The sequence below is a fragment of the Hyphococcus luteus genome, from assembly GCF_002943565.1.
Lineage (GTDB): Bacteria > Pseudomonadota > Alphaproteobacteria > Caulobacterales > Parvularculaceae > Hyphococcus > Hyphococcus luteus.
This window is the reverse complement of record NZ_PJCH01000006.1, coordinates 115,824-133,902: the sequence shown is the minus strand read 5'-3', so window position 1 is coordinate 133,902 and position 18,079 is coordinate 115,824. Positions and strand designations below refer to the sequence as shown.

The 18,079-nt window shown below is 56.7% G+C and carries 15 protein-coding genes; 10 read left to right on the top strand and 5 right to left on the bottom strand.

Features of this window, described 5'->3' with window-relative positions; translation table 11 throughout:
• Window positions 1-2 precede the first annotated feature (2 nt).
• Window positions 3-1,346: an MFS transporter gene (locus tag CW354_RS11360; RefSeq protein ID WP_104830204.1), complete on the bottom strand. Its 1,344-nt coding sequence runs from the start codon at window positions 1,344-1,346 to the stop codon at window positions 3-5.
• Window positions 1,347-1,627: 281 nt separating this feature from the next.
• A complete protein-coding gene (locus tag CW354_RS11350; protein WP_104830202.1) occupies window positions 1,628-2,599 on the bottom strand; it encodes a LysR family transcriptional regulator in 972 nt (323 codons plus the stop codon).
• Between the two features lie 255 nt (window positions 2,600-2,854).
• Here CW354_RS11350 and CW354_RS11345 point away from each other — a divergent pair, with 255 nt between their 5' ends.
• The 3 genes from CW354_RS11345 (at window position 2,855) to CW354_RS11335 (ending at window position 6,141) form a co-directional block, all read left to right on the top strand.
• Window positions 2,855-3,862, top strand: coding sequence for a TauD/TfdA family dioxygenase (locus CW354_RS11345; RefSeq protein WP_165793668.1), 1,008 nt, complete (start codon window positions 2,855-2,857; stop codon window positions 3,860-3,862).
• A 58-nt stretch (window positions 3,863-3,920) separates the two neighbouring features.
• On the top strand, window positions 3,921-4,679 hold the full coding sequence (locus tag CW354_RS11340) for an SDR family NAD(P)-dependent oxidoreductase (protein WP_104830200.1): 759 nt from the start codon (window positions 3,921-3,923) through the stop codon (window positions 4,677-4,679).
• A 103-nt stretch (window positions 4,680-4,782) separates the two neighbouring features.
• Complete coding sequence (locus CW354_RS11335) at window positions 4,783-6,141, top strand: MFS transporter (RefSeq protein WP_104830199.1); 1,359 nt, start codon at window positions 4,783-4,785, stop codon at window positions 6,139-6,141.
• Window positions 6,142-6,148: 7 nt separating this feature from the next.
• Here CW354_RS11335 and CW354_RS11330 read toward each other — a convergent pair whose 3' ends face one another.
• The 3 genes from CW354_RS11330 to CW354_RS11320 are packed head-to-tail and all read right to left on the bottom strand — an operon-like array spanning window position 6,149 to window position 8,589.
• Entirely contained in the window at window positions 6,149-6,739 is a 591-nt protein-coding gene (locus CW354_RS11330; RefSeq protein ID WP_104830198.1) for a nuclear transport factor 2 family protein, read from the bottom strand.
• Between the two features lie 10 nt (window positions 6,740-6,749).
• A complete protein-coding gene (locus CW354_RS11325) occupies window positions 6,750-7,697 on the bottom strand; it encodes a Vgb family protein (protein WP_104830197.1) in 948 nt (315 codons plus the stop codon).
• A 13-nt stretch (window positions 7,698-7,710) separates the two neighbouring features.
• On the bottom strand, window positions 7,711-8,589 hold the full coding sequence (locus CW354_RS11320; protein ID WP_165793667.1) for a TauD/TfdA dioxygenase family protein: 879 nt from the start codon (window positions 8,587-8,589) through the stop codon (window positions 7,711-7,713).
• A 463-nt stretch (window positions 8,590-9,052) separates the two neighbouring features.
• Here CW354_RS11320 and CW354_RS11315 point away from each other — a divergent pair, with 463 nt between their 5' ends.
• The 7 genes from CW354_RS11315 (at window position 9,053) to leuD (ending at window position 18,077) form a co-directional block, all read left to right on the top strand.
• The gene (locus CW354_RS11315) at window positions 9,053-11,155 is read left to right on the top strand and encodes a PQQ-dependent dehydrogenase, methanol/ethanol family (RefSeq protein ID WP_104830195.1); all 2,103 of its coding nucleotides are present in this window, start codon (window positions 9,053-9,055) and stop codon (window positions 11,153-11,155) included.
• Between the two features lie 29 nt (window positions 11,156-11,184).
• Window positions 11,185-11,490, top strand: coding sequence for a YciI family protein (locus tag CW354_RS11310; RefSeq protein WP_104830194.1), 306 nt, complete (start codon window positions 11,185-11,187; stop codon window positions 11,488-11,490).
• A 376-nt stretch (window positions 11,491-11,866) separates the two neighbouring features.
• Window positions 11,867-14,125 carry a TonB-dependent receptor gene (locus CW354_RS11305; RefSeq protein ID WP_207764771.1) on the top strand — a complete coding sequence of 753 codons (2,259 nt, stop codon included), beginning with the start codon at window positions 11,867-11,869 and terminating at the stop codon, window positions 14,123-14,125.
• Window positions 14,126-14,273: 148 nt separating this feature from the next.
• On the top strand, window positions 14,274-14,801 hold the full coding sequence (locus CW354_RS11300; RefSeq protein WP_165793666.1) for a nuclear transport factor 2 family protein: 528 nt from the start codon (window positions 14,274-14,276) through the stop codon (window positions 14,799-14,801).
• A complete protein-coding gene (locus CW354_RS11295; protein WP_104830192.1) occupies window positions 14,789-16,006 on the top strand; it encodes a CaiB/BaiF CoA transferase family protein in 1,218 nt (405 codons plus the stop codon). The genes CW354_RS11300 and CW354_RS11295 overlap by 13 nt, the downstream gene beginning before the upstream one ends.
• Window positions 16,006-17,412, top strand: coding sequence for a 3-isopropylmalate dehydratase large subunit (locus tag CW354_RS11290; RefSeq protein WP_104830191.1), 1,407 nt, complete (start codon window positions 16,006-16,008; stop codon window positions 17,410-17,412). The genes CW354_RS11295 and CW354_RS11290 overlap by 1 nt, the downstream gene beginning before the upstream one ends.
• Window positions 17,412-18,077 carry a 3-isopropylmalate dehydratase small subunit gene (leuD, locus tag CW354_RS11285; protein WP_104830190.1) on the top strand — a complete coding sequence of 222 codons (666 nt, stop codon included), beginning with the start codon at window positions 17,412-17,414 and terminating at the stop codon, window positions 18,075-18,077. The genes CW354_RS11290 and leuD overlap by 1 nt, the downstream gene beginning before the upstream one ends.
• Window positions 18,078-18,079 lie beyond the last annotated feature (2 nt).

The window sequence follows — 18,079 nt, the reverse complement described above, 5'->3', positions numbered from 1 at the left end:
TGTCAATCGATGGATGCGCCCGTTCGGTTTGGAACCCATAAGAGATTTACGATCATGCCGGCCAGTAAAACGGCGACCGGCCAGCTTGCGCCCAAAAGGACGCCGCCCTTATCGGTGAGCGCAAGAGAGACGGCGGGGGCGAGGCCGCCGACGATTCCGCCGATTGAAAATGCGAAGGCGACAGATGTCATGCGTTGCGCCGCCGGGAAAATTTCCGGAACCGTCGAGAACGCGGCGCCGACAATCAGCGATGTGGGGATCTGCAGGCCGATGATGATCAGCAAGCTCGCGATCTGGCTTTCATACGTTGTGAGCAGGGCGTAAAAGAGCGGAATATAGGTCAACACGCCTATGGCCATGCCGGCGACCAGAATTTTTTGTCTTCCGAACCGGTCCGATAAAGCGCCGGCGATGACTGTCATCGGGATCGCGGTGAGACACCCGGCGGCGATGAGCAGGTTTGACATGGCCGGGTCGGCGGCGGTCTTGGTTTGCAGAAAATACAGCGCCAACATGGAGCCCGTAACGCCAGACGTAATCTGCGGCGAACAGACGCCCGCCGCCACCACCAGTATGGACTTGATTGAAGTCCAATCCCCAAGCACCTGCCGCAAGGGCGCCGGAGCCATTTTCCCCTTCTTCGCGAGATTCTTGAAAACCGGCGATTCGCGAAGTTTGCTTCGCAGCACAAGCGATACGGCCAGCAAAATGATGGCGAACAGGAATGGAATGCGCCAGCCCCAGCGTTCAAAGCTGTCGGCATCCATGATCGCCTGTGTCAGGGAAACCGCCAGCAGCGCCATCACCATCGCCGTGCTCGCCATGGAAGCAAGCCATCCGCTGTAATATCCGCGCTTGTGCGGCGGAGAGTGTTCGACGACATAGGTCGAGGCCGCGGCGTATTCCCCTCCGACAGCCAGGCCTTGTCCTATGCGCAAGATGACAAGAATGACCGGCGCGGCGAGTCCGAGCGTTGCATAACCCGGCAAAAGGCCGACTCCGATCGTCGCAAAGCTCATCAGGAAAAGCGTTGCGAGGAATATCTTGCGGCGCCCCAGCCGATCACCGAGCGCGCCGAAAACGATCCCGCCCAGCGGACGGAAAATAAACGCGACCCCCATGGAGGATACAGCCAGCAAGACGGCGACTGTGGGATTTTCTGGCGGAAAGAAGTTCATCGACAGGTAGATCGCGAGCGTCGCGTAAATGCTGAAGTCATAATATTCCATGACGGCGCCGGCGCAGGCTCCCATGACCGCACGGTGAATAGGGGTTTCGGCCGTGTCGGCTTCCGAGGGGCCAGCGCTCGGCGCCGCGCCCGTTTCTTCTACTGTGATATTACGCATCGCAGGACCGCTTATGGATGAAAACTCTTTGTCCGGTCTCTCCGGCGATCAATGATGTTCGAGCGCCAGCGAGCGCATTCCGCCGTTTCGTTTTGCGGGCGCGACCTGTGACGGCGCAGCTTCGGCGCATGTCCTTTTTTGAATTGGCCTTCCGTGTGTCCATTTTCCCCGCCACCATATATTTCTTGTTTTCAATGCTTTGAGGAACCTGCCTTGCACTCGCGCCCGCGCCCGCAAAGTACCAAGTCGCGATAGGGCCATGCTCGGCAAGCATGCCCCATTTATGCGGCCGAACCCGAGGTCTCGACTAGCTTGGCATGCTGCCATGACCCATCGTTCAGGGCTGTTCCGATCAGTTTTTCGATCAGTCTTGCGACTGCGCTCGCAGCGGCCGACTGCGGCCGGTCGTTCGAGCTGCACAGCGCGATTCTGCGCAGCAGGGGGACGCCTTTGATCCGCCTGAAATCGATCTGGCCGCTTTCTATTTCCGGCTGGACGAAAGACCAGGGAAGGACGCAGCATCCCAGCCCATCGGCGATCAGCGCTTTGAGCGCTTCGCCATCCACCATGGCCACAATATCGATCTGATCGCCGTATTCGCCAAGGAGGTTCACCACCATCTGACCGCTGGCGAAGGTCGTGCTGCTTGGAAACACGAACGGGATGCGGACCAGTTCATCGAGTGGAATTTCGTCGTCGCGCTCGCTGAACACAGAGGGGGCCGCAACTACGAAAAGCTCTTCCTCCAGCACTAGCTGCACCGCAACATTATGTATGCTTTCATCGTAAACGATGAGTGCGAGATCAAGCATGCCTTCGCTCAGGGCCCGGTATAATTCCATGCTTTGCCCGGCGCTTGCGGCAAGCCGAATATTGGGGAAAAGCTGCATGGTTTCTTTCGCCAAAGGCCTGGAAATCAGGCGCGTGAGGCTGTCCTGACAGCCAAGCCGAACATCGCCGGCGGGATTCTCCGCGGATGACCGCACAGCTTGGGGGATGGCCGACATTTCCCGCAGGACGCGCTGTGACGCCTGATAAAGCACCATTCCTTCTTCGGTGGCCTGAACGCCGAAGGCTCCCCGATGGAGAAGCTGCACGCCCAGCTCCACCTCCAGACTGGATATGCGTTTGCTGAGCGCCGGCTGGGCGATATTGCATATGCGAGAGGCTTTGGTGATGCTTCCCGCATCCACCACCGCCACGAAATAGTGCAGCTGAAGCAAATCGATTCTGGGGCGCGGCATATTCAACATTTGTATGCAACGTTACCCTTTTTCGAGCGCCGTACAAGGCCCGCCTCAGGCGCGGACGCCGCCGGCAAAAGCGGCGCCCGATCGCTCCCTGCGAACTGGTCGGACGCCTAGAAGGCGGCGGCGCGCCTTGCCTATCTCTTGTTGCGATGGCCCTGTCGCCAATGACTATTTCTCGCCAGTCAATCCCATGTGGCAAGCGCTTGAAAAGACGATTCCAAACGTCGGGATCGGCGTATGCGCTGCGAGAAGAGTGACATGGTGGAAGAGATGCTTGACGCTCCGGTGACGGGGCCATCGCTGTGGACGGCAGCGGATTTCCATGGCGGGGATTTGATGTTTGAGCTGAATGATAAAGACTTGAAAGAGCTCGATCAGGCTCTGGACGGCGTAAAGCGTCGCGGATTAAGCCTTGGCGAATTTGGCGCCGAAGAGTTTCCGCTCCCTGGTCTTCAGGGAAAGCTGGCGGAAGTGCGTCACGATGTTACGGCCGGAAAAGGGTTTGCGCTGATCCGCGGGATTCGTGTTGATGAATACGACATTGAAGATCTTGAAATGATCTATTGGGGGATTGGCGCCTATCTCGGAACCGGGCTTGGTCAGAATGCAAATGGCGATTTGCTTACCCATGTGACGTTTCACGACCTTGATCCGTCAAATCCGAATGTTCGCGGATATCAGGACCGTCGCCATCAAGAGCCGCACAATGATCTTGCGGACATGGTCGGATTGCTTTGCGTCCGTAAGGCAAAGTCAGGCGGGGCGAGTTCGATTGTGAACATGACGGCCGTTTACAATGAGTTCCTCAAGCGTCGTCCCGATTTGCTGCCTATTATGTATCGCGGATTTCATCTCGATTATCGGGGAGAAGGGGCGGACCCCAAGAGCACAACGCCCTACACCGTTCCTATATTCGCACGCCAAGAGGGGCGGCTGAGCTGTTTTTACGGCCGGAGAGGCATTGATGGCGCTTTTGAGAAAAGGGGCCAGGAGCCGTCAATACACGAGCGTGAGGCGCTTGCGCTTATAGACGAACTCATCATGACGCCCGATTTCCGTCTGGATATGGACCTGCAGCCGGGCGATATTCAAATCGTCAATAATTATTCCGTGCTTCACGCGCGTACAGCGTATGAAGATTACGAGGATCCCTCGCAGTGGCGTCTTCTGTTGAGGCTGTGGTTGAACACGCCGGCTGCCAAGCCACCGGAGAGTATCGCCCGTTTCACGCGCAGGGGCTTTGAGGATGTGGCGCAGCGCGGCTGATTAACCTAAGGTTCCAATAAAAACAGGGCTCTCGCGCAAAGAGTAAAAGGATTAAGCTGTGGATCTACAATTAGAGGGCAAGACCGCCTTGATCACGGGCGGCGGCACTGGCATCGGTTACGGCATTGCAGAGGCGCTCATTCAGGAAGGCGCCCGTGTTGTAATTCTCGGCAGGCGCGAGCAGGTTTTGCGCGAGGCGGCCGGACGTCTGGCGGAATTCGCCGAATTCGAACCGGAAATAATGGTTCATGATCTGACCGCCCCCGATGCGGGCAAGGCGATTGCGGCGGAGGCGCTCGATCGGTTCGGTCATATAGATATTTTGGTCAACAATGCCGGCACGTCGGAAGTGTTGGGCGTCGGGGGCGCCGAGGACCGTTGGCAACACGCTTATGCGTTGCGCGTGATTGCGCCGCGCCAACTGGCCGAAGCTTTGCTGCCGGAAATGCGCGCCCGCAAGTTCGGTCGCATTATCAATATCGGCGGCACTTTCGAAGTGCAGAGCATTATCAATTCTGCGAGCGTTATGAACGCCGCCCGCACCGTCTATTCAAAAAGCTTGTCCCATGAAGTCGCAAGGGACGGAATCACCGTCAATACGGTGGGGCCGGGCGTAATCATCAGTGAGCAAATCGATAAGATATTCCCGACAAAAGAAGCGCGGGAGGAATATTGTAATCGCAACATTCCTGTGGGCTATTTTGGAGAGCCCCAGGATCTTGCCGTGATGGTTACGTTTCTTGCATCGCCGATCGCCAGATATATTACGGGCGAGGTCATCGCTGTGGACGGCGGCAGCCATAGATTCGCTTTTTAGGCATGAGGCGTTCCTGTTTTCGCGGTGTTTGGCCGCCCGGTGAGTTGCGCCGCAGGACAGGCTTTGTGGCGCCGGCGCAAAGCCGTGAGAATGCGGGAAGACAATGTCTGAGGCATATCAGGGAAAACAAATAGAGATCGGCGGTTTGCTGGATGCGCCTGGCGCTTGGAACAGGCGCAAGCTGGCTCCAGTGCTGCTGGGTTTGCTGATGCTGTTCGACTCCTGGGACGGCGTGATGATCGCCTTTGTCATGCCAACCCTGTCTCAGGAATGGAATCTCGATCCCGTAGCCATGGGATGGCTGATGTCCAGCGGCTATGCGGGCCAGCTTGTCGGGGCGCTCGTATTGGGGGCCTTTGCCGAGCGCTGGGGACGCAAGCCGGTCTATAGCATCGCTGTTGCGATCATGTGCGTTTTCAGTCTCGCTTGCGCATTGACGCACTCACCCCAACAACTGGCGGCATTACGCTTCATACAAGGACTTGCGATTGGCGGCGCCGTTCCGGTTTGCGCGAGCTATATAAATGAAATCGCCCCAACACAAACGCGCGGACGGTTTTTTTCCGTCTTTCAGTTTCTGATGATCAGCGGCTATGGCGCGGCGGCCGTGTCGAGTTCTTTCATTATCGAACACTTCGGCTGGCGGATGATGTTCCTCCTCGGCGCTGCGCCGCTGCTCGTTCTGCCGTTCAGCCTGGCGCTGTTGCCGGAGTCGCCGCGCTGGCTTGCCCGCATGGGGCGCTTCGAGGCAGCGGTGAGAGCAATTCTGCAACTGGGCGGGCCGCGCGATTCGAAACTGTGCGACCACGGAGCGCTCGATGAGGCGCCGCTTCAAAGCGAAGCGCAGAAAGCGCGGCTGAGCGAGATCTTTTCCAGCGGCGTGCGGGCCCCGCTCGGCGTTATGGTTTCGCTCTGGTTCCTTACTTCTCTTGTAAACTACGGACTCGTCAATTGGGTTCCTTCGATCTATGTGAGCGAATTTCATATTCCGGTTCCGCAAGCTCTGCGTTTCAGTGCGATATCTATGGTTCTGGTGCTGTTTATTCCGATGCTTCTAGGCGTGGTTATGGACAAGGTTGGACGCAGGCCCCTCGCGATTGCGGGAACGCTGGCCGGCGGTCTTGTGCTGCTGAGTTTGATGTTGGTGGAATCGAATGTGCCGTTGCTGGTGACCTTGGTCGTCCTTGGACATACCGGCATCGGCATCGGCACGATTATCCTGTGGCCCTATTCGGCTGAAGTGTTTCCAACGCGGGTGCGGGCTTTGGCGCTCGGCATCTGCAGTTCATCGGCGCGCACAGCATCGATGCTGACGCCCCTTATGGTCGGCGGGCTTATTGCGAAGACAGGGTCGGTCAATCCAGTCTTCGCCTTATTCGGCGCGCTTGGCGTTCTCGTCTCGGCGATATGGTTTTTCGCAACACGAGAAACGAAAGGCGTGCGCGTCGACGAGGTCGCGTAAGCTCTTCTTATTGCGCTGCTTTTTCGCTATCGAGGATGTTATAGTCTTCGCCAGGCCGTTCAATTCCTTCGAAGTCACTATCGGCTGAAGCGTCGCTGACGATAACGCGTCTCTTAATGCGCCATTCGCCGTCTGTTCTCCGCACAAGGAGGTCGTATTCACGTCCATGCTTGAACAGGCGCGGCGGGCCTGTAACTGTTTCGGCCAGCACCCCCGTGAAATAGAGTTTCGCCGTCGCCGTATCCCCCATTACATCAATCGACAGGTTGTTCAGAAGCATATGAAACGACCCTTTAAGGCGCGGGCTCGTTTTGGCGACGGCGTCCTGGTAGTCGAAAATGGCCGCGCGGCCCCGATATTCTGTTCCGTTTATCTCAAGGACGGCGTCTTCAAGGTAATAATCGGCATAGTTTGTCGAGCTCGCTGTCTCCACATTCTCGTAAAGGCCGGTAATCAGTTCGTTGATCTCCATTCGGTCAAGGAGAATCTGCTGTTTGGCGGAGGGAATTTGCGCACAGGCCGGTGGAGCAATTGCTGCAATGAGGCATGCAAATGTAGTAAAGATGTGGGAAGGGGCGCGAAATGCATATAGGCCCATCGTCAACTCCTCAGCGGGCCGGGTCGATAGCGTCGATGAAAAACGGATTCGGGTCCTTGTCCGCCATGCTCGGATCCATGCGATACTCAGCCTTGGGATTTACGGCCCAGATACGCCCATTGGCGCTGGTGACGCCGGACCATCCCTGGCCCGTCTTCAAGGGCGTAATGATCGCCTGGTCGCTGGAAATTTCAACTTCGGAGATGCGTCCGCCTGCTTCCGCCTGCAAGAACTTCATATCGCCGAGCGCGCGCAGTCCATCCGGCCTGTTGAGGGGCGACGACGGCGCCAGTTCGGAGATGGCGCCGGCTGCGCCATCTGTTTGGACGGGAATACGGAAGAATTTTCCGCTGGTGAAAGTGTTCATATAAAGCGCGCCATCGCTGCCGACAGCAATTCCGTTAACGCCGCGAAGGCGTTCATCGGCGGCCCACACTTCCAGCTTTGCGCCGCCGGACGTGAGCCTGAGCACGCGGCCATTCATTGTTTCGGAGACGTAAACCGTTCCCGATGCGCCGACGGCGATATCGTTGCAAAGCGCCTTCGCGCCGCCAGGCAATGGGTATTTCGCTTTTGTCGCACCAGTGCTTAAGTTGAAGGCGTATAAGGCGGATAGAGCGTCGGCGCCTTCGGGCGGCGCGCCGGCTGCGATAGAGCAGGCGTAAAGCGTGCTGGAATTCTCGTCGGCAAAGACGCCAAGCAGCTCCATGGCGCCGCTTTCCTCCGAAGAAATCCAGACAGTAGCGACCTCTTCGCCTCGTTGGACGCGATAAACGGATCCATCGCCGGCGCTGCCGATATAAAGATCGCCGTCGGCGTTTGACGTAATGCTCTCCGGGAACACATCCGGATTCTCAAATGCAATACGGTCGATATCCGCGACCTTTCCAGAGCAGGCTGAGAGCGCCAGAAGCGCCAGCACACCCAGGGGACGCGGCAAACGATAATTATTCATCATACGGAATTTTGTTTCAGGCATCTTGCACGACCGTGCGGACAAGCTGGCGCGCTTCCTTGCGTTCTTTGAAACGGCACGCCCTATGGAGTGTTGAACGGTTGTCCCAAATAACGAAATCGCCCAGCGACCAGACATGCCGGTACCGGAATTCCGGCAGCGTCGCTTTCTCCCTGAGATAAGTTAAGAGCGACCGGCCTTCTGGCAAAGACATGCCTTCGATATGGGAGCAGTGGGAAGGCACATTGAGAACCTTGCGGCCGGATCCCGGGTGGATGTCCACGATCGGCCGGGACTGCGTGCCGTATTCGCTGACAAAACCGCCGCCATCGGGGCGTGTCGCGCCCATGGCTTCCATGACGACCGTCGGGCTGTGGACGCCCATGAGGTCTTTTATTTCTTCCTTGTCCTCATCAGAAAGCGCGTCATAAGAGCTCGCCACGTCGGCGAACTCAGTATCGCCGCCCGATTCAGGAACCTTGACGGCGGACAAAGTGGTGTAACGCGCGCGGATTGGACGGAATGTGCTGTCGGAGTGCCAGAGCTGGTTTGCAAACGTGAAAAGGCGGCGAACGTCGGATTCTTCAAGCAATCCTTTTCCTTGCGCCAGATTCGATATTTCCGAAACGCGTCCGTCGACATATTGCAGATTTTCACGGAGCTTGCGGAAGCTCGGGCTTCCTTCATCGGAATTTTCCAATGGGCCCAGCTGCTCGCTCACTGAAATTTGCTGATCGGGCGTGAGGTTCTGATCCGGCATGACGACGACGCCGTAACGATCAAGCGCGCCGATGAGAGCGTCGAGATCGCGCGCCGAGAGCGGGCTTGATGCGTCAATACCGCGGATCTCTGCTGCGAAAGTGGATGCGACCTGGTTAATTTCGAGCGTTCCCAATTTCCAGCCCTTTCCTAAATATTCCCGGCGCCTGACAACGCGTCGGCTTTTCATGTCTTTGAGCTTGCAGCCATGCGTTCGTATATCCCCTGAAATCGCGGCGTCTCAGAGAACGGCGTCAGCCGCCATCTTGCCGATGGGCGCACAGCAGGCAGTCGCTGGACAATGCCATGGCGTTTTTATCGCGAAAACCGGTTAAGTAGATAACGGGCAATCGTGCGTCGCTATGGCCCCCCGGCCAAATCAGTATTCCCGCTTTTTGGCTCGCTTATGTGAGTGCTTGATGTGTGACGGAGATGATTGTGCGGGAGCGAAGAGTCGGTGATCGCAGGTGTCTGTATTGGGGCCGATAGAATTTGAGTCTCAGACCGGATTTGGTCACAAGAAGGAAAGCGGAGCGGCCTGAGGGGGCCGTCAAAGGCCCGGGAAGCGGTCCCGCACGAATAGGGAGCGAGTGAAACTGATGTCTATTTTCAATTCGCGGTCCGGTTTTGCCGCATTCAAACCGGTCGCAGCATTTCTCTTTCTTGTGTCTGTTTTGTCTGGATGCGGCGAATCGCAGAACGCGTCCGCTCCCCAGGAGGTGCCGGCGGCGGTCGAAGAGGAAACTGACTTCGACCCCAATAAAGCTCCGGATGCTGATTGGCTGTCGCATGGTCGAACATATTCAGAAAAGCGGTTCACCCCGCTTGCGCAGATTGATGCGGGCAATGTCGCCGATCTCGGCCTTGCTTGGTACGCCGACCTGGCCTCGCCGGGTGAGATAGAATCGACGCCGCTGATTGCGGACGGGATAATTTATACGACAGGCACGTTCGGCGTCGTCTATGCGATTGACGGCCGCAGCGGAGAACAGTTGTGGCGGTACGATCCGGGCGCGCAGATGCGCGGCGAGAAATTTGCGACATGGGGACGAAACCGCGGCGTCGCCATGTGGCGAGACAAGATTTACGTCGGCGCCGCCGATGGACGTCTGATCGCTCTCGACGCCAAATCCGGCGATCCGGTATGGAGCGTGCAGACCTTCGATCCCTCGCAGCCATATTCGATAACAGGCGCGCCGCGCGTCTTCGACGGACGCGTCGTCATCGGACAGGGCGGCGGCGACAAGGCCACGCGCGGCTTTGCGTCGGCTTATGACGCGGAAAGCGGAGAATTGTTGTGGCGCTTTTGGATTGTGCCCGGCGATCCGTCCAAAGGGTTCGAATCCAAAGCCATGGAAATGGCCGCCGAAACCTGGAACGGAGAATGGTGGAAATATGGCGGCGGCGGCAATCCTTGGAACGCATTCGCCTACGACCCCGAGTTGGGCCTCATTTATATCGGCACTGGAAATGGCGGACCGTGGGGGCGCAATGCGCGCAGTCCCGGCGGCGGCGACAATCTGTTTATCTCCAGCATCGTCGCCGTTAAAGCCGATACAGGCGAATATGTGTGGCATTATCAAACGACGCCAGGCGACCAGTGGGATTACACAGCGACACAGGATATGATTCTGGCGACTTTGCCGATCAATGGTGAAGAACGCCGCGTCATTATGCAGGCGCCGAAAAACGGCTTTTTCTATGTCCTCGACAGGGAAACCGGAGAATTTCTGTCCGCTGAGCCCTATGTGCCGGTCACATGGGCGAGCCATATCGATCCTGAGACCGGACGGCCCGTGGAGCATCCGCGCGCTCGCGGCGGCGACGGCTTTTTCGATCTCTCACCCTCATGGCTGGGCGGACACAGCTGGCAGCCCATGTCGTTCAATCCGGACCTGGACTACGCCTTCATTCCGTTCATAGAAGCCTCGATGAAATACGATGAGACGCCGGTCGGTGAATGGGAATTCGATCCCAATGCAGGAATGGACACGTCGGTGCGCATCGGTCTTCCTGAGAATATGAAAGGCGGCATTCTTGCCTGGGACGCCGTCAACCAGCGCGAAGTCTGGCGCCATCATGCGCCCGACGGCGTTGCGGGCGGCACGATGACCACGGCCGGCGGGCTTGTTTTCCAGGGAACGGGAGACGGTTATCTGGTCGCCTATGATGCAAAGAGCGGCGAAGAGTTGTGGCGGGGTGAAGCCGGCAACGGTGTGATTGGGGGGCCGGCTTCTTACGAAATCGATGGCGAACAATATGTCGTTGTCACGTCCGGAATCGGCGGCGCCTATGTCAACATGGCGGCGTTCGATGCTCAAGAATTCGGCTGGAAATATGGCGAAGGACGCCGCGTCTTGGCGTTCAAGCTGAACGGGGACGCAAGTCTGCCGGAACGCGCCGACCCGCCGGCGCCTGAGGCGTCGCCGCCTGATCCGATGAAACTCACCGGCGATGAACTTTATGATCGCGGCTCGCTAATCTACCACACCTATTGCGTGGAATGTCATGGACCTTCTGCGGTCGGCGCCGGCGGTTACCCGGACCTGCGCAGGACGCAGATGCTTGATTCGCTCGAACTGGTCGTGCGCGAAGGAGCGCTCGTGCCGAACGGCATGCCGAATTTCGCCGACCGCATTTCCCCTGAAGATCTGGAAGCCCTGCGCGCCTATCTTCGCGAGCGCAGCCTGCTTGAGGAATAGGGCCTCTGGCCCTCGAAGGAGTAATAGTGATGACCAATCATTTCGCCGTTATCGTGCAGCGCGGAGCCTCATGGGACCAGGCTGCGCCCTCTTCCGAGCAGCCTGATTATGAAGAGCATTCCGCAATATGGCGAAAACTCGAATCCGACGGATTTGTCGCCATGGCCGGTTTGATGAAAGACAGTATGGAAGTGCTTTTCATCATTCGCGCGGACAGCATTGAAGAGGTGAAGAAACGCATCGGCGAAGACCCCTGGCAAAAAGACGGTCTGGCGAAAATCGTCCGTGTGGAGCCGATAGATATTCGTTTCGGCGCGCCGTCGGCCCCCCGGTGACGCAGAGTCAAAGACTGGCCGCGGCTATAAAGCTACGCCTTGCAACATGTGCGGGTTGTGAGGCTGTAGCGGCGCTGCCCGACTGAGTTTGTGGGAGATATTGCGCTGGATATCGTAAATGTCTTCAACGCGGGTCGCTAATAGCAGCCAGAATAATTTCTCATTTTCTATTGTGGCGCGGCCCGCTTGCCGGCTCCGCCGATGCAATGCCTGCCTTGCAGTTGGCCCGCCGCGACTCGGTTCGCGGAGCAAAAAACGCTGTAAGTTCAATAACAAAGATATTGTCGCAACGCAGCATAACCTGTTGCTCTTGCAGGGTAAATTCTTCCGTGATACAAGGTAAGTAAATAGATACTTACATAACGGGAGGGAATCCATGACGGCATCAAAGAAAGAGGCGGCAGGGCTGTTGCGTTCGCATGCGGCGGCGAAGGGACGGGTTTTTCCGCGTCGCGGGAGAAATATGAAGAAATTGCTGGGCGGAACGTGTCTTTCACTGGTGGCCGGAATTCCGGCTGCCGCCTATGCGCAAGGGGCGGGCGAAGACCGCATTGTCGTAACAGCAGAGCGGCGCGAACAAAATATCCAGGATGTGCCGATCGCCGTCACCGTGCTCACGGCGGAAGATTTCGCCAAGCGGGCGATCGACGACATTGAAGATATTCAGCAAGCTGCGCCTTCCATCGCGGTGACGACGATTTCACGCTCCACTTTCATCAACATTCGCGGTGTAGGGCTGGCTCGCACGGCGCCGTCGTCGGTGCCTGGGGTCGCCTACTATATCGACGGTCAGTTGATCCCGCATGAACAATTCATCCGGCACAGCTTTTTCGATATTGCATCCATGGAAGTTCTGCGTGGGCCGCAAGGCACGCTGACCGGGCAAAACTCGACCGGGGGGGCGATTTATGTGCGCACGCCTGAGCCCGATTTTGACGAGTTTTCAGGCTCTCTTGATGTCAATGTTGGCAATTACGATCGCTATCGCATCGTTGGCGCGGCGAACATGCCTATGAGCCAAAACGCTGCTCTGCGGCTTGCCGTGGTGCATGAAGAGCGCGGAAGTTTTACGGAGAACCTGGGGCCAAGCGGGAGCGAACCTGGCTCGTTCAATCAGGAGGGCGTTCGTGCGAACTTTGCTTTCCGTGACGACAGCGAGCGGCTCAGATTGAATGCTCGATTCGAATATTTTGACTATGACTCCGATAACGCCGCAATCAAAAACCGGAACGATATGGTGTCTTCCGATCCGTATGTTATCCAGGAGGACGGTCGCTCGTTCCTGACACACGAAGGATATCGTCTTTCGGGCGAGCTGCGCTATGAATTGTCCGATACGGTGGAATTCAGAGCGTTGACCTCATGGCAGGACGGCGAAGCGCGTGACCAGTCGGATGGCGACAGGACAACGACGGCGTTGCCGATTCCAATGGGATTGCCTGCATCGCGCGGCAACCGCGCATTATATCCCGGCCGCGTCGCGTTTTCCGGAACGGATACGCAAACGCTGATCAACGAAGTCAATTTCATTTCGACTCATGATGGGCCGTTTCAATGGGTTGTCGGCGGCTTTATGATGGAGGAAGAGCGCCCAACTTTTGTGTTCCGGGACAATCACCATGTCGATGATTATTACGACCGGGATTCTGATATCCGGATTATTGTCAACAGTTCTTCTTATTCTCTGTTCGGGCAGGGGACATACTCCCTTACAGAGAAATTGGATTTTACGCTTGGCGCGCGCTATAGCTGGGATAGTCAGGATATCGAGCGGGTTGCATTCCCGCGTCCGCTTGGACCAGGCGAAGTAACATCCGATTCCGATTCGAAGGAATGGACGGGCAAGGTGAGCCTGAACTATCACGCAACGGATGACTTGCTTCTCTATGTAAGCGCTTCAAAAGGTTACAAAGCCGGCGGCATCAACCTGACGCCCGGCACTCCCGAAGTCGATCCTGAAAAGAACTTTGTTTATGAAGGCGGTGCAAAGCTTACCGCTCTTGACGGACAACTGCGAGTTAACGGCGCCGTGTTCTATTCAGATTACACGGACATCCAGTTTTCCGGCAATGATCCTGCGTCCGGGCTTCCGATTCAGCAGAATGCCGCGAGCGCGGAGTCTTATGGCGCTGAGTTGGAGATATTCGGCCAATTCGGCGATCTGGGCTTAAACTTCGGCGCGGGATACCTCCATAGCGAGTTTGCCGATGACGCCTGCCTTACAAATGAGGATAATCCTGCCGGATCTCCGCTCTGTCCGCTTGCAGGAGACGACTTTGTTTCGCAAGGAGATGTATTGCCATTTGCGCCGGAATGGACCGTCAATGCAGGCCTCGAATATGCAATCGCGTTGGGGCGCGAGGTCACGATGACGCCTCGCGCTCAGGTAGGCTACACAAGCTTGGCTTATACGACGCCTTTTCCGAATCCGAACACCATTCTCGACCCGCGCACTATAGTCGACTTGCGGCTGTCATTTGACTTCAGTGATCGGTATACGGTCGAGGGTTATGTCACGAATGTGTTTGACGAACTGTATGTCGCCTCTCAGGCGTCGGATTCTTCAAGCTTTGACGGCGGCATTGTTTACGGAGCGCCCCGGCAGTTCGGCGTACGCGCAGTCGCTAACTTTTAACGTAACGCCCCTGCCTTTTTCGAATGCAAGGCAGGGGCGATTTTCTGCCCTGGCTATCCTTCCTTGACGAACATGGCGGGCAATGAATAGGTAAGGGAATGTTTACTTATAAGGTATGGCGAGCAACCGCCTTAAGGAGAGTCGCCGCGTGACATTTAAGCTTGCGGATTATGAATTCGGTTCGTTGAGGACGCCCGAGGAGCTGGCGATCATAAGGGCCTGCGAAGAGACGTTTATCGCATTTTGTGACTTCATGGATATGGGCGAGGTCGAAAAGGCCATGTCGCTGCATGTTGAAGATGTTGTGCTTTACGATGCGGGACGCTCCGAACCCATGACGGGGCGGGCGCTGATGTTAGAGCGTATGAAAAAAGTGCGCTTCAGTTATCCCGGTCGGCGAACTCTGCATACCCCGACCAATTTTCGTTTTCATCAGGTGAATGGCAGCGAAGCGGAGTGTCGCGTCGTCATCTCGCTTTATGACCTTGTGAAGATGCCGGAAGGAAAGGGAATCGGCCGTTACAGCACCGAGTTGCTGGGATATGCGGCCGAGGAGGTGCGGTTTGTGCCGGAGAACGGATTCTGGCGTTTTCATACTCGCAAAGTGCAGTTCCTGGCTGGAATGAAGCAGCTTCCGAACGGAACAATGCCGGGTGATCTGCCATGGAACGAGTGAGCGCCTCCGATGAATTGCCGCCGGCGTCAGGTCCTCTTCGCGGTGTAAAAGTGTTAGATTTAGGCGTCGTAATCGCCGGGCCCCTGGTCGGGTGTTATTTCGGCGATCTGGGCGCGGACGTCGTCAAGGTTGAGCGGCCGGGAGGCGATCCGTCCCGCGCAACAGGCAGGCAAGCAAAAGGCGCCAGCCTGATATGGAAGTATGTGGGGCGCAATAAACGCACGCTGGCCATTGACTTCGCATCGGAGGAAGGCCGTGAAACGGTTCTCGACCTCGTTCGTGAAGCGGACATCGTTATTGAAAATTTCAGGCCGGGCACATTGGAGAAATGGGGGCTTGGTTGGGATGATTTGCGTAAGGTCAATCCTGGATTGATCATGGTGCGAATCAGCGGTTTCGGTCAGGAAGGCCCTTATCGAAAAAGGCCCGGTTTCGGCACGATCGCAGAATCAATGGCCGGGTTCACCGGGTTGAATGGGTGGCCGGATGGACCGCCGACTCTATCGCCTATAGCGCTTGCAGACACCTACGCGGCCATGGCGGCCAGTATTTCGGCGCTGGCTGCGCTGCATCGCCGTCATGTCAGCGGCGAAGGCGAGTTAATCGACGTCAGCTTGATAGAGCCGCTGTTCAGTTGCCTCAGTCCGCAGTTCATCGACTATTCGGTATTTGGCGTGGAGCCCAAACGGGCGGGCAGCAGGCTGGAGTTCGCATCGCCCAGGGGCGCCTATGAATGCAAAGACGGCAAGTGGTTCGCGATATCAGGGGCCACGCCGGTTACCGCGCAACGCATTTTTGAAGCTACGGGCAATTCTGAATTCGCCTCGGATCCGCGTTTCTCAACAAACGCGGCGCGTATGGAAAATGCAGAACTCATCGACAAAATCATTCAAGAGTGGGCGTCGACAATCACGCGAGATGAAGCACTGGAGAAGCTGAACGAAACAGGCGCGCCTGTGGGGCCGGTTTACACAATGCAGGACATAATCGACGACGAGCATTTCAAGATGCGCCCGATTTATGTGGATGTTGACGACCCCGAACTCGGTCAGGTGCGGATGCCGAATGTATTTGCGAAGCTCGCCAATAATCCAGGGAGCATCCGGTTTGCAGGGCGCCAGGTAGATGCGGATCGCGAAAGCATATTGCGCGAATGGCTTGGCGAAAAGTTTGATTCTGGAAACAAAGCGGCGAAAGCGGAATGATGGGCGGAGAAACCTTGCTGGACAAGATTTGGCGTGACCATGTCATCCGGGATTTTGGCGATAATACCTATCTTTTGCATGTCGATCGCGCCTTTCTGCATGAACTTGCAGCGGTAGCGTTCGAAAGCTTGAAGAATGCGCGGCGGCCGATTTTGAGTCCGGAATTGACGTTCGCCACGGTCGATCACCTGCTCGACACGACTCCGGGGCGTGGAGACGATACGATCATTCCGAATGGAAAAGACTTCATCCAAAAATTACGGGCCGGCGCCCGTGAAACAGGAATTTCCTTTTTCGATATTGATACGGCGGAGCAGGGTATCGTCCACGTCATTGCGCCTGAGCAGGCGGTCGCCCTTCCGGGAACGGTCTTTGTGTGCTGCGACAGTCATACGAGCACGATCGGGGGGCTGGGCGCGCTCGCTTGGGGCATTGGGACCACGGACATCGAGCATGTGATGGCGACCGGCGGCATTGTGCAGACGAAGCCGCAGACCATGCGCGTCAATTTTACCGGCGCTTTGCCTCGCGGACTGACCGCCAAGGACCTTATTTTGCACCTTATTGGTGAAATATCTGCAGATGGCGGCAATGGCTACGCCATAGAATATGCCGGGCCGGTAATTGAACAGCTTGGTGTTGAGGAGCGCCTCAGCATCTGCAACATGTCGATCGAGCTCTCGGCGCGCCTTGGATTGATCGCGCCGGACGACGTTACCTATGAATATCTAGCGGGACGGCCATATGCGCCAAAGGGAGCCCAATGGGACATGGCGCTTTCCTATTGGCGCAGCCTGCCAAGCGATCCCTCAGCGCAGTATGATCGCGTAATCGATATCGATTGTTCAGTGCTGACGCCGCAGGTCACATGGGGCACAAGCCCTGAACATGTAATCGGATTCCATGACCACGTGCCCGATCCTTCGCAAGCAGAAACGAAGCGCGAGCAGGCTTCGATGAGTCGGGCGCTTGACTATATGGAGTTAAAGCCGGGCATGCGTATTGCGGGGTTGCCGATAAACGCCGCATTCATCGGTAGCTGCACCAATAGCCGCCTTTCTGATCTGCGCGCGGCCGCGAAAGTTCTGGAAGGCCGTAAGATCGCCGAAGGCGTCATGGCGATTTGCAGCCCCGGTTCGGCGCAAACCAAGCGGCTGGCGGAAGCGGAAGGCATTGACAGGATTTTCAAAGACGCAGGTTTTGAATGGAGAGAGTCCGGCTGTTCATTGTGCATGAGTGGCGGGGCGGGCGGAGAGCGATTTCCGGATCATGCGCGCGTCGTCTCTTCGACCAATAGGAATTTTGAACATCGGCAAGGACGAAACGTTAAATCACATCTTGCAAGCCCAGAGACTGTGGCGGCGTCAGCCGTGGCGGGGCGCATCGCTATTGCGGAGCATCAGTAATGGAACGCAAGCCATTTCGGAAATTGACGGAAATTGCAGCGCCGCTGCGCCGGCTTAATGTTGATACGGATGCGATAATTCCTGGCGCCCAACTTCTCAAGGTAACGAAGGGCGGTTTTGGACAGGGTCTGTTTTATAACTGGCGCTATAAGGAAAATGGAGAAGAAGAGCCCGATTTTATTCTTAATAAAGCACCCTACCAGCATGCAAAGATTCTGCTTGCGGGACATAATTTCGCCTGTGGCAGCTCACGCGAAGTCGCCGTCTGGGCGCTGCGCGATTACGGCTTTCGATGTGTCATTGCGCCCAGTTTTGGGAATATTTTCTATTCCAATGCGCTCAAGAACGGTTTCCTTCCGGTAGTTATCGCTGAAGACGATGTGGAGCGAATTTCCGACGAAGTGGAGGCCTCGCAGGGCGCCGGCAAAGTGACCGTCGATCTGGAAAAATGCCGTGTCGTGAGCCCGGGAGGATGCGAATATGCTTTCGAGGTGCCTGAAAATTATCGCCAGGCGATGCTTGACGCGCTTGACCCGATAGCGGCCACTTTGCGCTTTAAAGACGACATTATCGCTTTTCAGAACAGGGATCGTGATCGCCGCAGTTGGGCGTATTTCGGACCACGGAAAATCGATGATGACTCTTTCAATATGGGTGACGTTTAACA

Excerpts from the sequence above, each read along its gene's own strand:
- CW354_RS11290 (WP_104830191.1), top strand. The coding sequence starts at position 16,006 with ATGGGCGGAGAAACCTTGCTGGACAAGATTTGGCGTGACCATGTCATC.
- CW354_RS11330 (WP_104830198.1), bottom strand. The coding sequence starts at position 6,739 with ATGGGCCTATATGCATTTCGCGCCCCTTCCCACATCTTTACTACATTT.
- CW354_RS11335 (WP_104830199.1), top strand. The coding sequence starts at position 4,783 with ATGTCTGAGGCATATCAGGGAAAACAAATAGAGATCGGCGGTTTGCTG.
- CW354_RS11350 (WP_104830202.1), bottom strand. The coding sequence starts at position 2,599 with ATGTTGAATATGCCGCGCCCCAGAATCGATTTGCTTCAGCTGCACTAT.
- CW354_RS11325 (WP_104830197.1), bottom strand. The coding sequence starts at position 7,697 with ATGATGAATAATTATCGTTTGCCGCGTCCCCTGGGTGTGCTGGCGCTT.
- CW354_RS11315 (WP_104830195.1), top strand. The coding sequence starts at position 9,053 with ATGTCTATTTTCAATTCGCGGTCCGGTTTTGCCGCATTCAAACCGGTC.
- CW354_RS11310 (WP_104830194.1), top strand. The coding sequence starts at position 11,185 with ATGACCAATCATTTCGCCGTTATCGTGCAGCGCGGAGCCTCATGGGAC.
- leuD (WP_104830190.1), top strand. The coding sequence starts at position 17,412 with ATGGAACGCAAGCCATTTCGGAAATTGACGGAAATTGCAGCGCCGCTG.
- CW354_RS11305 (WP_207764771.1), top strand. The coding sequence starts at position 11,867 with ATGACGGCATCAAAGAAAGAGGCGGCAGGGCTGTTGCGTTCGCATGCG.
- CW354_RS11295 (WP_104830192.1), top strand. The coding sequence starts at position 14,789 with ATGGAACGAGTGAGCGCCTCCGATGAATTGCCGCCGGCGTCAGGTCCT.
- CW354_RS11360 (WP_104830204.1), bottom strand. The coding sequence starts at position 1,346 with ATGCGTAATATCACAGTAGAAGAAACGGGCGCGGCGCCGAGCGCTGGC.
- CW354_RS11345 (WP_165793668.1), top strand. The coding sequence starts at position 2,855 with ATGGTGGAAGAGATGCTTGACGCTCCGGTGACGGGGCCATCGCTGTGG.